Source organism: Bacillus sp. WMMC1349, assembly GCF_013155385.1.
Taxonomy (GTDB): Bacteria; Bacillota; Bacilli; order Bacillales; family Bacillaceae; genus Bacillus.
Genome location: NZ_JABJUQ010000007.1, coordinates 1,149,333 through 1,164,657 on the forward strand (window position 1 = coordinate 1,149,333; position 15,325 = coordinate 1,164,657).

Genomic DNA, 15,325 nt, shown 5'->3' on the forward strand with positions numbered 1-15,325 from the left:
AAAAGATGACACACTTACTTGAGGTGAAAGATTTAGCCATTTCTTTTAAAACATATGCAGGAGAAGTCCAGGCAATCCGCGGTGTGAACTTTCACATTGATAAAGGGGAAACACTGGCAATTGTCGGTGAATCGGGATCAGGAAAAAGTGTCACTTCACAAGCAATTATGAAGCTGATTCCAATGCCGCCCGGATATTTTAAAAGCGGGCAAATCTTATTTGAAGGACAAGACTTAGTACCGAAAAAAGAAAAAGAGATGCAAGCGATTCGCGGTAAAGATATCGGGATGATTTTCCAAGATCCGATGACATCTCTGAACCCGACGATGAAAGTGGGTAAACAAATTACTGAAGTATTGTTTAAACATGAAAAGATCTCAAGAGATGATGCACATAAGCGTGCGGTGGAATTACTTCATTTAGTGGGAATTCCGATGCCTGAACGACGTGTCAATCAATATCCCCATGAATTTAGCGGTGGGATGAGACAACGGGTTGTCATTGCCATGGCATTAGCTGCCAATCCAAAACTATTAATCGCTGATGAGCCGACAACAGCTCTTGATGTGACAATCCAAGCGCAAATTTTAGAACTAATGAAAGACTTACAGAAAAAGATTGACACATCGATTATTTTTATTACGCATGACCTCGGTGTTGTTGCTAATGTCGCAGATCGAGTTGCTGTAATGTATGCCGGACAAATCGTTGAGATTGGAACAGTCGATGAAATTTTTTACAATCCGAAACATCCTTATACATGGGGACTATTAGCATCAATGCCAAGTCTTGATGCTGATGGAGATGAGGAATTGATGGCGATTCCTGGTTCACCGCCCGATTTGACAAATCCGCCAAAAGGTGATGCATTTGCGTTAAGAAGCCCTTACGCGATGAAAATCGATTTTGAACAAGAACCGCCAATGTTTAAACTATCTGATACCCATTATGTAAAATCATGGCTCTTACATCCTGATGCACCAAAAGTTGAACCACCGGCTGCTGTCAAGCACCGGATGCGCGAGTTCAAGGATCACTATGAAAAACCGCTGGAAGTGAAAGAGGGTGAATGATATGGCAGAAAAACTGCTTGAAATTAAGAATTTAAAACAGCATTTTTCAACGCCAAAAGGAATCGTCAAAGCTGTTGATGGAATTTCCTTTGACATTTATAAAGGCGAAACATTAGGTCTTGTTGGAGAATCTGGTTGTGGAAAATCGACAACAGGGCGATCGATCATCCGACTCTATCAAGCAACATCAGGAGAGGTGTTATTTAAAGGAGAGAATGTTCACGGCAAGAAGTCTGCCAAACATTTACTAGAGTTTAATCGGAAAATGCAGATGATCTTTCAAGATCCCTATGCATCGTTAAACCCGCGCATGACCGTAACAGACATTATCGCTGAGGGAATTGACATTCATGGCCTCGCAAACTCGAACAGAGAAAGACTTGAGCGAGTCCATGAACTATTAACATTAGTCGGCTTAAATAAAGAGCATGCGAATCGTTACCCACACGAATTTTCCGGCGGACAGCGTCAACGGATCGGAATTGCCAGAGCGCTTGCAGTGAAACCTGAATTCATTATTGCTGATGAACCGATTTCAGCACTTGATGTCTCAATCCAAGCTCAAGTTGTTAATTTAATGAAGGATTTGCAAAAGGAAAGAGGACTGACCTATTTATTCATTGCACACGATCTATCAATGGTAAAATATATTAGTGATCGGATCGGTGTGATGTATTTTGGCAAGCTTGTCGAATTAGCACCAGCTGATGAATTATACGAAAATCCGCTTCATCCATATACACAATCATTGCTTTCTGCCATTCCTCTTCCTGATCCAGATCATGAACGGACCCGGGTGCGAAAAACGTATGACCCATCCGTTCATCAACTGACAGATGGAGAAAGCATGGAACTTCGCGAAATAAAGCCAGGACACTATGTTATGTGTTCTGAAAAAGAGTATAAAGAGTATCAGTCAAAATAAGTGTCTCTATGGGCTGTCCAGTAAGTCGTTTTGGGCTTTTGGACGCCTTTTTTACGTTTAACAAATTTCTAAGATTCCGTACCGTAAAATGGGCCTTCGTTGTGGTCTCCGTACTTCCCTAAGTCTGAAGAAGTTGACAATAGAGCTCTACCAAAATTATACGAGGGCACTCGGTTCAGACGGACACAATATTTCAAAAGTAAAAAAAGAAGCGATTTAGGAGGACAGGGGTGATGTTCAATGAAAGAGAGCTTACGGTTAAGACTTGAGTAGCTTAATGTTGCTGAAATCAAAATGATACGTGAACATCAAATAGAGCAATCAAATTTATTTAAAAATGCCGTTGTTCATCTCTTTGTATAAAGATCTAATTCAAGGTTATCTTTAGGAAAAAAGTGATTGAATTAGCGGAGTAGATTACCATCGATATAGAATTGAATCAAGAAGCAGGGGCTTACCCGCATATCCTTTCGGGTTGTCTTAAAATGTTGTCGGAACTAGCCACTTATGATTGTCCTACTCATCCCGCTTTTATCATACACAGATGTTATTGAACTCCTTTACTAAGTAAACAAAAAGAGAAAGGAGGTGTCCTGAAATTAGTGTGGATGAATAAAAATTGGGGCATTTGCTCGTTTTCCGCGAGCCTCCTCGGAGCTCGTTCCTTGCTCCTGTGGGGTCTCACCTGTCTCGCGTTTCCGCAGGAGTCACGCAATTTCCCCCCGATCATGTTGATAAAGGACTTTTTAGACGCCCCTTCTTTCTTAGATGTGCACCCTTTATTCTCTCTTCGTTGGAAAAATAACTTTAATTTGAGTACCATGATCAGGTTCACTGTAAATTTCAATATCACCTTCGTGTGCATAAATGATCTGTTTGGCAATCGTCATGCCCAATCCGGTTCCTGAAGTGTTTGAAGAGGTATTCGTTCCTCTGTAATAGCGATCAAATAAATGGTCCAATGTTTCTTTTTCCATGCCGATTCCGTTGTCTTCTATTAAAATAGTGAAAGAAAGAGATTCATTTTGCTGAATACTGACCTTTACCTCTGTCCCTGAAGGATTATGCTTAATACTGTTGGCGATCAGGTTTTCCAAGGCACGCTTCATGTATTTTTCATCCATATAAAAAGCAATTGTGTCTCGGTCCGTCTGAAATTTAAAATGTTTATCTTTTGATTCAGGCAAGTTTTGCAATGTGGATAAAGTTTCTCTTAACAAACCAACTAAGTTTTTTTCTTTTTTTCGAATCGGAAGGGCATCATTTTTTAAGCGAAAAGTTAGATTGAAATCTTCTATCAATTCTTCCATATATTCTACCCGCCCGGTCATAATGTTTGCGAAGTTTCGTACTTTTTCCTGGTTCCAGTCATGTTTTTCAGATGATAACAAAATGGTGTATCCTTTAATCACTGATAATGGCGTCTTTAAGTCATGAGATACACCTGTCATCCACTCTTCCCGCGTTCTTTCTAGTTTTTTGCTTTTTGTTTTTCTGAAGAATCAATGTAAGTATGCTCATTGCATTCATTAGCTCCTGATACAGCTTATATCCAGGTTTTTTCTTTTTCTTTGGAATGAAAGAAGAAAATACTGGCTCTTCGTATTTTCCCTTCGAAAGATTTTCGATCCATGAAACGATATAAAGCAAAGGTGCACCAAGCTGTTTGCCGAAGTAAAGAGCAACAATTATCCCTATTACAATCATTAAAATGATCCACAATTGGTTCGTCCAATAGAAAAACGGATTGTTGGTTTTAAATGGTTCACCTAAGATCCATGTCAATGTGCGCCTATCTTTCTTAGCGAACCATGTTGAAAGATGGAAGCCTTTTTTAGCAGGATAAACATAATCAGAAACAAGCTCCCCAGGAATATAATGGCTAGGAATATAGTCTGGCTTGTTGGATGAATAAAGTTCGTTCCCCTCTTCATCAAGAATCTGTAGCCACATATTATATTTCTTCAAATGATTGATCGTATTATCTTCAACTAAAATTTTCCCGTCTTTTATAGATGTTTGATGAACTACGTTTGATAAAGAAAGCGGTGAGTGATGTGTCTGTTGATCATTTAGAAAAAAAGCAAATAAAAGCATGCTGATGACAAATAAAGCAATACATATGACGGTCAGGAGAATGATTCGAGAGATGAAGTGAAAAGCAATCCTTTGTTTTAACTTCACTGCTTTTCACCAGTTGGGTGATCTTCAAAAATATAACCTAGTCCCCTGACCGTCTTAATCCAATGTGGACGACTCGGGTCTTTTTCAATTTTTTCTCTAAGTCTGCGCACATGCACCATGACTGTACTGTCGCCGTTATAAAACTCTCCCCAAACATCTCTGTAAATCTTTTGTTTGCTTAAGATTTGATTAGGGTGGTTGCAAAAATATAATAGAAGCTTAAACTCCTGAGCTGGACACTCGATTCTTATTCCATCAACAACCAGCTTCCCCGATGTTTTGTCAATTTGAAAATTCCCAAAATCATGAGACGGTTTGGATGATGAAGGTGTAACATCTTTATATCGTTTTAACTGAGCTTTAACACGGGCTACGACTTCAAGAGGGTTAAAAGGTTTGGTAATGTAATCATCTCCTCCAAAATTAAAGCCTTGCAGTTTTGCCAAATCAGAGGTTTTAGCTGTAAGAAAGAGGACGGGGATATTTGTAAATTGACGAAATTGATTGCAAAGAGTGAATCCATCTGTGTCCGGTAGCATCACATCAAGCAGCACAATATCAGGATCCTGTTGTTTTAACAGGTAGAGTGCTTCTTCTCCATTGTTGGCATTTAAGATATTAGAGAGCCCTTCATTTTCAAATACCACGTTTAATAAATCTAAAATATGCTGGTCATCATCAACGATTAACACTTTGTATTGTCCAAAAGAATGATCCATTTTATAACCTCCGTTAATAGACGCTTTCATTTTCACATGAAATTGCAGGCAAAGAAAGTTATACCAGGTAAATTTAAGTGAAAGTTCAGTTTTCTTAAAATTATGACTTTTTTATAGATGCGCTTGTCCGCGAAAACCATTTACAGAGCTAGAAGAAACTAAGTGGATATTGGCTGATAGAGGCGATTCATCTACAATGGCTTCTTAAGTGTATTTGCTAATTTCATCCTTTGATTGGCTTGTGATCCAGCAGAGCAGCTGTTTCGCTTGTTTAGGTAATCTTCAGGAAGAGTTTAAGGCGCATTAATACAAATGAGTCTATGATGAAGGTGAGGTGAGGAACAATGGAACAAAATATCGTGTTAACAAAAAATTTAACAAAAAAATTCGGAAAACAAACATCGGTCAGCGGGTTGGAGTTGAAAATAGAAAAAGGACAAATATACGGGTTCTTAGGGCCGAACGGTGCCGGAAAAACCACAACGATCAGAATGCTGTTAGACTTGATTAAGCCTACAAATGGAAATATTCAGCTATTTGGCCAGGATATCCGCAAAAACCGTCTGCAAATCTTGCAGAGAATCGGTTCTCTAGTTGAATCGCCATCTTATTACGGAAATTTAACCGGAAGAGAAAATCTCGAGGTGATTCGCAGGGTTCGTGATTTGCCAGAGGGACGGATTGGGGAAGTGCTTGAGATCGTTCGTCTGACAAAAGTGGCGGATCGATTAGCAAAAGAGTACTCGCTGGGAATGAAGCAAAGATTAGGGATTGCGACTGCTTTAATGAGCAAGCCTGATCTCCTGGTGCTGGATGAACCGACGAATGGACTGGACCCTGCAGGTATTCACGAAATCAGAGAGTTGATAAAGGAGTTGCCTGATCAATACGGCATGACCGTGCTGGTATCCAGTCATTTATTAAGCGAGATTGACCAGATGGCGACACAAGTGGGTATTATTATGAACGGGAAGCTCATTTTTCAAGATAATATCGAAGCATTAAGGAAAAAACAAAAACCGCTCCTGAAGATTGGAACGAATAATATTCATGAAGCCCAATCCATTATACAAAACAGGGGGCTGCATGCAAAACTCCACGAAGGAAACTTGTGGATCAGCGAAACATCGCCAGAATTTGTTTCCGAAATAAACGGAATTCTGGTACAGTCGGGAGTCTCTGTTTACAGACTGGAAGAAGTAAAACGGTCTTTGGAGGATATATTTCTGGAACTGACAGGTACGGAGGGAAGTTTATGAGACAAGTGCTGCGCGGTGATCTCCTGAAACTGAAGCGATCCTCTTTGTTTATCGTCGTCTTCTTGGTTCCCCTTGTTGTTCTGGCTTATGAGCTGTTGAATTTAACTTACCGGGGAGAGTATGTCCAAAAGCAAGCTGAAATGTTTAAGGCGTCCTCTATGTGGCAGTATATGCTTTTTGACAACAGCATGCTGTTTGGACTTGGTTTTCCTTTAGCCGTAACGATTATTGCCTCCATTATTGCAAATATAGAGCATCAGACAAACTCGTGGAAGCAAACGCAGTCTCTGCCGGTATCAAGAGTGGGAATTTACTTAAGCAAATATATTTGGCTTTTTAACAGCCTGCTCTTAACTGCAACGATATTTGCGATAGGGATGGTTGTACTGGGCAAGGCTTTGGGATTTGAAGGACCGATACCGTGGGGGCTTTTATTTGGGGATAGTTATGTTATACTGCTGACGGCTTTGCCGATCATGTCTTTTCAATTATGGTTGTCCATCACACTTAAAAACCAGGCATTTGCGATTCTCATCGGTACGGTCAGTTCAATTGTCGGTCTCTTTTTAGCTGCCGGAATGACGACACGGTGGTTTCCGCTCGCTTATCCGAGCCAGTCTTCAACCATCATCCTGCAATATGAGGGTCTTGGGATCAATCCGGATCTATCGGCTTTTGTCATCATTAATGTTTTTGTCGGAATGATGCTTTTGATCATTGGGGCCTTTCATTTTAAAAAGCGAGATGAGCTGTAGGAGGGTGTATCATGTTAAAAAATATATTAGCAGCTGAAAGGTTGAAATTAAAGCGTTCGAGAATAGGGGTGTTGTATGTATTGGCCTCTTTTATCAGCGTCCTATTGCCTTACACTAACTTTCGCAATAACTATAAACTATTTGTGCAGCCTGGTGACAACGAGTGGGTTGAAGCCTGGACACAGGTTGCCGTTTTTATGGGATCCTTTGTGCTGCCGATTCTTGTCGGTATATATGCTGCATTTGTGTGCAGAGGAGAACATGTAGACGGAGGGTGGAAGCAAATGTTGGCTCTGCCGGTTTTAAGGTCCCGGGTTTTCTTTGCGAAAAGTATTATGGTTGTGATGATGGTTGCTGCGACGATGGGCATCTTATTCATACTTTTTATTCTATTCGGGTTCCTTTATGGTTTAAAAGGTGGTCTGCCGTTTCTCGCAATTTTAGGATATGTCATCCAAGGGTCCATTGCCTGCCTTCCGCTTATCGTGCTGCAGCTGATCATCTCCATCAGGTATAAGACATTCGGTATACCGCTCGCGACCAGCATAGGATTCACACTGCCGGCCATACTAGCTGCCAATACGCCATTAGGGCAAGTTTATCCTTGGACCCTGCCTATGCTGGGGATGTCTCCTCCTGATGAGTCGCCAATTGATTCATATCCGTTGTTTTATAGTATATTAATTGTTTTGTTTATCCTGTTTACGGTACTTGGAGTAAGACATTTTTCACGGAGGGATATGGTTTAAAGTCATTAAAAAGGATGATTTTTCCCAACAACTTAAGGGTATCAATTCACTTAACTTCTTTTAGGATAAATTCTTGTTTTGTTGCAAAAATGCATATGGAGGTGGTGTAATTCTCAAGGAGCTGATTTCAATGTAGGACCAAATAGCTTGCAATGAACCGGGCATCTATAGGTGTTATAGGGTTGATATCGTCTGCTGTAAACAGTCTGAATAGAAGCTGTTTTCCGAGCTGCTTTTTTTAGAAAACAGCTTTTTAGTTTCAAAATATTAACACAATTGTATTCACTATGAGGCCTGAGAAATAGGCTGTGCTATAGAAATCTGTCGCACACCTCCCTTTTGCTTTTTTTAAAATTCGCTCGCAATAATCCAGGCGGAAAGAATGAGGCGTCACTATTCGCACTAAAGCGGGTGCATGTTATGATGCCTTCTGTGCGGCAGTTATTTCACATTATGCTGAATAGGAGAATTGGAAGAAAAAATACTTGTTTTTTCTAAAAACAGCTATTTCTTAGCTTATACAAAGCATGTTTTCAAGCCTGATAAGTTGAAATGAAACAGAACAGCATATTCGGCTTGAGAATGTGTCCTTTTCTTATGGAAGTCATCCAGTCATAAAATTTAACTGTTAAAACAGGCTCAAAATCGCTTTGCTTGGAAAGTCAGGCAGCGGTAAGACGCTGTCAATGCGTGTTTTAAGGGTTGTACAGACCGAATGCAACATTAACGGGTTTACATCTATTGAACTGCGGGGAAAGATGGGGGCTGTATTGCAAGAAAGCTATCTCTTTAATGATACGATTGCCAATAAGATTTCGGAATTCACCGACTTACTAGACAGCTCCATTTCCTACCAATACTAACTTGATCTTGTAATCAATGAATTGCTTTTTTAGCGATTTGATTTTTATGGGGATAACGGTTTCTGCCAATCGCGGTTTAAGAATATCAGTTGTATTTATGCATGTCAGACATAAGTTTGACAGCAATTGATCAAAAACAAAGTTTAGCAGAGTGAAAAAAAATGAAACCTTCGCAACATACATACGTCTTAGTATATAGATACCGGCTTTAGGAACATGCTCTTTCCTCACTTCCGGTCGTTTAAATTGAAATGGAAGTGGGTATATGTAAAGTGTGAATCATCATAATAACAGAGAAGGAGCAAACGAATGGCCTGGTATGACAAACTAAGTGGATATTTCCCAGTTGAAGAGATGAAATCAAAAGAACATATGGAGGCGTTACTAAAAGAACGAGATGATATTTATCAAAAAGAAGAAGGTAGACACCATGTTTTGATGTACGCCGAGTTTGATTCTTTTATTTTTATCGACTATTTATTTGTTTCAAGAGATGCGAGAGGCCAAGGGCTCGGGACGAAACTAATTGAGAAACTGAAAAAGAAAAACAAACCGATTCTACTTGAAGTTGAACCCATTGATGAAGATGATATCGACACAGCGAAGCGTCTGAAATTTTATCAAAAGGAACACTTTAAACATGCTGAATCTATTGGTTATCGGCGCAGATCATTGGCTACCGGTAAGGTTAGTAAAATGGAGATCTTGTATTGGACTCCCAAATCAAATACAGAAGAAGAAGTGTATGAAGCTATGAAAGAGACGTACAAAAAAATCCATACTTACAAAGATGAAAAGTGGTATGGCGAACCTTTTGAAGATGTCGAAGATGTATTAGAAATTGTTGAGGATAAAGAGACGAAAAATATTTTTGATCAATTAAGCTAAATCACTCAAAAAATGACGATATCCTCTGTTAATACTTACTTTTTTATAGTATAATACACTATAAAGATTACTTTTTTATACTTATTTCAATTTAAAAACAGTTATTTCATTCTATTTTTCAAGGAGTGAAGAATTATGGTTACATTATATACATCACCAAGTTGCACGTCATGTAGAAAGGCGCGCGCGTGGTTAGAAGAGCACGATATTCCATTTACAGAAAGAAATATTTTTTCAGAGCCTTTATCAATTGAGGAGATAAAAGAAATCTTAAGGATGACAGAAGATGGAACAGATGAAATTATTTCGACACGCTCTAAAGTGTTTCAAAAGCTGAACGTCAACCTTGAAACGATGCCTCTTCAAGAGCTTTACCAGCTCATTAATGAACATCCGGGTCTTTTGCGACGACCGATTCTCATCGATGAGAAACGATTACAGGTGGGGTACAATGAAGACGAAATTCGTCGATTCCTTCCTCGTAAAGTGCGTACATTCCAATTAAGGGAAGCGCAACGTCTTGCAAATTAAGCATCTTAAAGAAACTGCAGAAGGCTGAAAATTCGGCCTTCTTTTTTGCTTCTAAACAACCCTTATCAAAAAATGACTTATGATTTATTACTCAATTGTTCATAATAAATACTGGATATAATCACAAAAATAACGGTAAGAACAGGGAGTGCCATCTCAAAGCTACTATGTTTCGTCATAAAGTAAGACAGCTCTTGTTCTTTGACGATCATTTCGCCACCCGTATAGGCAAGCAGACCGCTGCCGATATATATAAGTAATGGAAACTTTCTCATGGCGACTTGGATGAGCCTGCTTCCCCAAATAATAATGGGGACCGAAATCATTAATCCGAACACAACAAGCCACATACGGCCATGTGATGCTCCGGCAACTGCAACGACATTGTCCAGTGACATAAATAAATCGGCAATGACAATAATTTTAATCGCCTTCCACAAAGATGTCCCACTTTTGACATGCTGACTATCCCTTTTTTCAATCAGAAGTTGGTATCCTAAATAAAGAAGGAAAATTCCGCCGAATAATTGCAGATAAGGAACTGTTAATAGATAAACTGCCGTTGTGGTTAAAATGATTCTCATTAAAATAGCTATGCATGTACCTGTGATAATCGCTGTTTGTCTTTGCTCAGGAGGTAAATTACGGCTTGCCATTGCAATTACGATGGCATTATCACCACCGAGAATCATATCGATCCCTATGATCATCAATAGAGGCATTAGTAAATCTTGTTCCACCCCATGGCACCTCACTTTTTGTTGCTTGTACTCATGATATATATGAAAGATGACGAAGATTATGTTAAGGTAGTCTATTTCTTAAATGTTTTATGACTTTCCGCTCATAAAACATTTTTAAAGGAGTTTCAGGAAAGATTAAGAAGTAGACGTATTGGGTAAAGTGTAGTAAAGTACAATTAACTGGGAGCTTAGTTATCCCTTCAACATCTCGACAAGAAGGGAAGGTTGGCAAATGGAAATTGAGAGAATAAATGAACATACGGTTAAGTTCTATATTTCTTATGGTGATATAGAGGATCGCGGATTTGACAGAGAAGAAATTTGGTACAATCGCGAACGCAGTGAAGAGCTCTTTTGGGAAGTGATGGATGAAGTGCACGAAGAAGAAGAGTTTGCCGTTGAAGGCCCCCTTTGGATTCAAGTGCAGGCTCTTGATAAAGGCTTGGAAATTATTGTGACAAGGGCCCAGCTTTCAAAAGACGGGCAAAAGCTTGAACTGCCGATCCCTGAAGATAAAAAGCAAGACACAGAGGAAACGCTTGATGCTCTTTTAGAGGACTTCAGAAATGAAGAACAAGAGGAAGAACAAAAGCTGCAGTTCGTTTTAAAATTTGCTGATTTTGAAGACTTGATCTTACTATCTAAAATGTCTGTCAGCGGTTGCCAAACTACATTATATTCTCATGAAAACCGTTATTATTTATTCGTTGATTTTGATGAACAGCATGATGAAGATGTTGAGAATCAACTGAGCATCTTGCTTGAATATGCCTCAGAATCTAAAATGACTATTCACATGCTTAATGAGTATGGAACACTAATTGCGGCAGATGATGCCCTTCATACAATAAAAAAACACTTTGCATAATATATCAACCTTTCTCATGACCGGGAAAGGTTTTTTATGTGGATGAATTTTGCTTGGAAAGAGAAACAAAAACAGGGAAAATTAAAGATGTGTTACCGATTATAGCGGGACAGCGCATAAATCATAACGAAAAAAATCCTGGCATGTTTAATCCCCAGTAGCAAGTTTTTAAGGGGTTGGAGATCTCCGCCGCTTTTCTACTTTCAAAACTCTTTTTTCTTATTAAGAAAGGAGAGCTTTTTTCTTATGCAGAATACATAAAGAATAGAAAGGAGAGATGAATGTGTTGTGCGCAATAATGAAACAAGGGCAGCTGGTTTGTTTGGGAGATGGATACACAGCTAATGAACTGAAGCGATTACGAAACAGCCACTCTTTCTACTGCCCGGTCTGCCACCATGAAGTAAAATTAAAACTCGGTGAAAAAAGAATCTATCATTTTGCACATAAACCTGATGCAGCTTGTCCTGTGTCCCATGATCGGGAAAGTGTTTATCATTTACAGGGAAAACAGCTTCTTTATCAATGGCTTAAAAAGCAAAGGTTAAGACCGGTCCTTGAACCATATATAAAGAAGATTAAGCAAAGACCAGATTTATTAGTGAAATGTGGAATGAAGATCATCGCAATTGAATTTCAGTGTGCAACTCTCAAATTGACAGATTATCAAAAACGGACAACCGGATTTGTTGAACTTGGGATTGATCCCATTTGGATCATCGGTGGAAATCGACTCAAACGATTGGCTAACAGTTTTTTTCAGCTTTCAGAGTTTCATTGGCAGTTCGTAAAGAGAAAGGAAAAACATTCGAAACTTTTGTTTTTTTGTCCAGAACAAAAAGCTTTTCTCATACTTGAACAGTTGACCCCATTTTTGAAAAATAAATCCTCGGCATCGGTCACCTATCTTCCGCTTCAACAGACGAGAGCAGCTTCTTTCATGACTTCAGCTAAAAAATGTTCATCTCTTCAGCTTAGTGGCTGGAAAAGAAACCTCCATCATTTCCGGACGACATCCCACCGTTTTTTGACAAAGGATACAAAGCAAATGATGGAGTTGTTTTATCAAAAGCTTCACATTTCGCTTCCTTTTTTCCCTTCAGAAGTGTTTATTCCCGTTCCTTCAGGTTCTATTTTTGCACACCCTGTGTTTGTCTGGCAAGGCTATCTTTATCTTTATATGATAGATTATTCACCTTTTCGCCTAGATTCTGCTGTTCGCTATATGAATAAACTGATTGGAACAAGGCGGCTTAAACTAAGGTGGAATCACCGGGAGAAAGTGATAGATGCTGTCAATGAATATGCTTTTTACCTGTGCAGAAAAGGTTTTTTAAGCAAAAAGCAAGATGTTTATGATCTTAACCGACCGTACTTCAAGGATTCGTGTTTAGCAGCTCTTTTAAAAAGGGATGCTTATTATTTTTCTGAATGATCATGAAGCCTTTCGTTTACTCTAAATGAAAGGAAGGTGGTGGCGGTATTTTGTATCAGGCGAAAAGCTATCTATTTTGTTTTCTGTTTGCGGCATCAAGTGTCATTTTTTCGGCATATGATTTGACAAAAGGAGGTCAAAAAACAGAAGATAAACACAATACAAGTTTGTTGAACATCAATGGACTTGGAGTAAAGAAAGCGAGGGGATTGAAATTGACAGAAGAAAATCAAACAAAAAAATTGCCGGCAAGAAGTGAGGTGAACGAAGCAGACACTTGGAGACTTGAGGATATTTTTCCATCAGATGACGCTTGGAACAAGGAATTCCAAGCAGTCAAAGATCTGCTGCCAAAACTATCCGAATATAAAGGAAAGCTCAGTCATTCAGCCGATGATTTATATGAGGCTTTGACACAGCAAGATAAGATTATGGAAAGGCTGGACAAATTATATGCTTATTCACATATGCGCTATGACCAAGATACAGGAAATTCAGTTTATCAAGGTCTGAATGACAAAGCGGCAAACCTTTATAGCCAGGCAGCGAGTATAACAGCTTATATGGTACCTGAAATTTTAACAATTCAGGAAGAAAAACTGCAGCAGTTTCTTTTAGAAAAAGAGGAATTAAAACTTTACTCCCATGCTCTTGAAGAGATCACTAAAGAACGCCCGCATATATTAAGTGAAAAAGAAGAAGGTCTATTAGCTGAAGCTTCAGATGTTCTAGGCAACTCATCAACGACATTTAGCTTATTTAATAACGCTGATCTTGAATTTCCGGAGATTACCGATGAAAGTGGAAAAAAACAACAAATTACCCATAGTAACTTTATCCCCCTTTTAGAAAGTGCTGATCGCGATATTCGCCGCAATGCATTTAAAGCGGTGTACGGTACATATGACCGCTACAAAAACACTTTGGCTTCAACATTAAGCGGTGCTATCAAAAAACATAACTTTTATGCAAAAGTGAGACATTATCAGTCTGCAAGAGAAGCAGCATTGTCACGCAACAGTATACCTGAAGAAGTTTACGATCATCTTGTCAAAACGATCAATCAATATTTACCACTTCTTCACCGTTATGTAGCACTTAGGAAAAAAGTACTTGAACTTGACGAGGTCCATATGTATGACTTGTATACTCCGCTTGTTAAAGATTCGGGGATGAAAGTGTCATACGATCAAGCGAAAGATTATATGTTAAAAGGTCTTGCTCCTTTAGGAGAAGATTATGCATCCATCTTAAAAGAAGGATTAAATAACCGTTGGGTTGATGTTTATGAGAACAAAGGAAAACGAAGTGGTGCATACTCATCTGGAGCATATGGAACAAATCCATATATTATGATGAACTGGCAAAATAACGTAAATGAGCTGTTTACACTTGTTCATGAATTTGGTCATTCTGTGCACAGTTATTATACAAGAAAAAATCAGCCATACACATATGGAGATTACAGCATCTTTGTCGCTGAAGTTGCTTCAACAACAAATGAAGCTTTGTTAGGTCATTATTTGCTGAATACGCTCAGTGATGAGAAACAGCGTCTTTATATTTTGAACCATATGCTTGAAGGGTTTAAAGGAACAGTTTTCAGACAGACCATGTTTGCTGAATTTGAGCATGCTATCCATGTTAAGGCACAAGAAGGAGAGCCGCTAACTCCTGACTTGTTGTGTAAGATTTATTATGATCTAAATAAGAAATATTTTGGTGAACAAATGAAAGTTGATCAGGAGATTGCCCTTGAGTGGGCAAGAATCCCTCATTTTTATTACAATTATTATGTCTATCAATATGCAACAGGCTATAGTGCCGCCCAGGCTCTCAGTCAACAAATTTTGAATGAAGGAAAACCAGCAGTCGAACGATATCTTAAATTTTTGAAAGCCGGAAGTTCGGATTATCCGATTGAAGTGCTGAAAAAAGCGGGAGTCGACATGACCTCATCAGAGCCGATTGAAGCAGCATGCAAAACATTTGAAAAACGCCTGAATGAAATGGAAGAGCTTATTCAAAAATTAAATAAGCAGTGATTAAAACCCTTTAAATGACTTTCGCTGATTAAAACGGTTAATTGTAAAAAGAAGTGAGACAAACAAAAGGGGAGATGTGATATAAAGCGGGAGCATATTCATCAACCCTAAAATATTTAAACAGAAGAAAACCAATGTTGTGATCAGCCCTAACATAATATGCAGCATCATGAACCTCCTATAGTCTGATAAAAAATAACAAGCTTGACTTGATATTTCATTATATGATGACTTGCAATTGGTTATGTTTTATGACAAAACTGTGAAAACTAATAAAACTAGTTGTCA

15 protein-coding genes and 1 pseudogene are annotated in these 15,325 nt (G+C 38.8%); 11 read left to right on the forward strand and 5 right to left on the reverse strand.

What is annotated here, in order from left to right:
- The first annotated feature begins 5 nt into the window (after positions 1–5).
- Complete coding sequence (locus HOO54_RS08140) at positions 6–1,073, forward strand: ABC transporter ATP-binding protein (RefSeq protein WP_172294132.1); 1,068 nt, start codon at positions 6–8, stop codon at positions 1,071–1,073.
- 1 nt (position 1,074) lies between these two features.
- Positions 1,075–1,998: an ABC transporter ATP-binding protein gene (locus HOO54_RS08145; RefSeq protein ID WP_172294134.1), complete on the forward strand. Its 924-nt coding sequence runs from the start codon at positions 1,075–1,077 to the stop codon at positions 1,996–1,998.
- Positions 1,999–2,777: 779 nt separating this feature from the next.
- Here the strand turns inward: HOO54_RS08145 and HOO54_RS24205 are convergent.
- From HOO54_RS24205 to HOO54_RS08155, 3 genes are read right to left on the reverse strand one after another with little or no spacing between them, the layout of a single operon-like run.
- Positions 2,778–3,449: a sensor histidine kinase gene (locus HOO54_RS24205; RefSeq protein WP_253907640.1), complete on the reverse strand. Its 672-nt coding sequence runs from the start codon at positions 3,447–3,449 to the stop codon at positions 2,778–2,780.
- The gene (locus HOO54_RS24210; protein WP_253907641.1) at positions 3,430–4,182 is read right to left on the reverse strand and encodes a hypothetical protein; all 753 of its coding nucleotides are present in this window, start codon (positions 4,180–4,182) and stop codon (positions 3,430–3,432) included. Before HOO54_RS24210 ends, HOO54_RS24205 begins: the two co-directional genes overlap by 20 nt.
- The gene (locus HOO54_RS08155) at positions 4,179–4,901 is read right to left on the reverse strand and encodes a response regulator transcription factor (protein WP_172294136.1); all 723 of its coding nucleotides are present in this window, start codon (positions 4,899–4,901) and stop codon (positions 4,179–4,181) included. The genes HOO54_RS24210 and HOO54_RS08155 overlap by 4 nt, the downstream gene beginning before the upstream one ends.
- A 344-nt stretch (positions 4,902–5,245) precedes the next feature.
- Between HOO54_RS08155 and HOO54_RS08160 the strand changes: the two genes are divergently transcribed.
- The 5 genes from HOO54_RS08160 to spxA all read left to right on the forward strand — a co-directional run bounded on the left by HOO54_RS08160 (position 5,246) and on the right by spxA (position 9,946).
- The gene (locus HOO54_RS08160) at positions 5,246–6,160 is read left to right on the forward strand and encodes an ABC transporter ATP-binding protein (RefSeq protein WP_172294138.1); all 915 of its coding nucleotides are present in this window, start codon (positions 5,246–5,248) and stop codon (positions 6,158–6,160) included.
- Positions 6,157–6,915 carry an ABC transporter permease gene (locus HOO54_RS08165; RefSeq protein WP_172294140.1) on the forward strand — a complete coding sequence of 253 codons (759 nt, stop codon included), beginning with the start codon at positions 6,157–6,159 and terminating at the stop codon, positions 6,913–6,915. The genes HOO54_RS08160 and HOO54_RS08165 overlap by 4 nt, the downstream gene beginning before the upstream one ends.
- An 11-nt stretch (positions 6,916–6,926) precedes the next feature.
- A complete protein-coding gene (locus HOO54_RS08170) occupies positions 6,927–7,664 on the forward strand; it encodes an ABC transporter permease (protein WP_172294142.1) in 738 nt (245 codons plus the stop codon).
- 1,172 nt (positions 7,665–8,836) lie between these two features.
- Entirely contained in the window at positions 8,837–9,415 is a 579-nt protein-coding gene (locus HOO54_RS08175) for a GNAT family N-acetyltransferase (RefSeq protein WP_172294144.1), read from the forward strand.
- Between the two features lie 135 nt (positions 9,416–9,550).
- Complete coding sequence (spxA, locus tag HOO54_RS08180; RefSeq protein WP_172294146.1) at positions 9,551–9,946, forward strand: transcriptional regulator SpxA; 396 nt, start codon at positions 9,551–9,553, stop codon at positions 9,944–9,946.
- Between the two features lie 77 nt (positions 9,947–10,023).
- Here the strand turns inward: spxA and HOO54_RS08185 are convergent, their stop codons facing one another.
- Positions 10,024–10,686, reverse strand: coding sequence for a TerC family protein (locus tag HOO54_RS08185; RefSeq protein WP_172294148.1), 663 nt, complete (start codon positions 10,684–10,686; stop codon positions 10,024–10,026).
- Between the two features lie 149 nt (positions 10,687–10,835).
- Here HOO54_RS08185 and HOO54_RS25140 point away from each other — a divergent pair.
- The 4 genes and pseudogenes from HOO54_RS25140 to pepF form a co-directional block, all read left to right on the forward strand.
- A pseudogene (locus tag HOO54_RS25140) lies at positions 10,836–10,940 on the forward strand (adaptor protein MecA); the annotation flags it as partial.
- Positions 10,922–11,557 (forward strand): adaptor protein MecA, encoded by a 636-nt coding sequence (gene mecA / locus HOO54_RS08190; RefSeq protein WP_172294150.1) that lies wholly within the window; start codon positions 10,922–10,924, stop codon positions 11,555–11,557. The pseudogene HOO54_RS25140 and the gene mecA, both read left to right, overlap by 19 nt.
- A 277-nt stretch (positions 11,558–11,834) precedes the next feature.
- Positions 11,835–12,992 (forward strand): competence protein CoiA family protein, encoded by a 1,158-nt coding sequence (locus HOO54_RS08195; protein ID WP_216664734.1) that lies wholly within the window; start codon positions 11,835–11,837, stop codon positions 12,990–12,992.
- A gap of 215 nt (positions 12,993–13,207) precedes the next feature.
- The gene (gene pepF / locus HOO54_RS08200; protein WP_301539300.1) at positions 13,208–15,037 is read left to right on the forward strand and encodes an oligoendopeptidase F; all 1,830 of its coding nucleotides are present in this window, start codon (positions 13,208–13,210) and stop codon (positions 15,035–15,037) included.
- Here pepF and HOO54_RS08205 read toward each other — a convergent pair whose 3' ends face one another.
- On the reverse strand, positions 15,038–15,205 hold the full coding sequence (locus HOO54_RS08205) for a hypothetical protein (protein WP_172294154.1): 168 nt from the start codon (positions 15,203–15,205) through the stop codon (positions 15,038–15,040). It abuts the gene before it with no gap.
- Between the last annotated feature and the right edge of the window lie 120 nt (positions 15,206–15,325).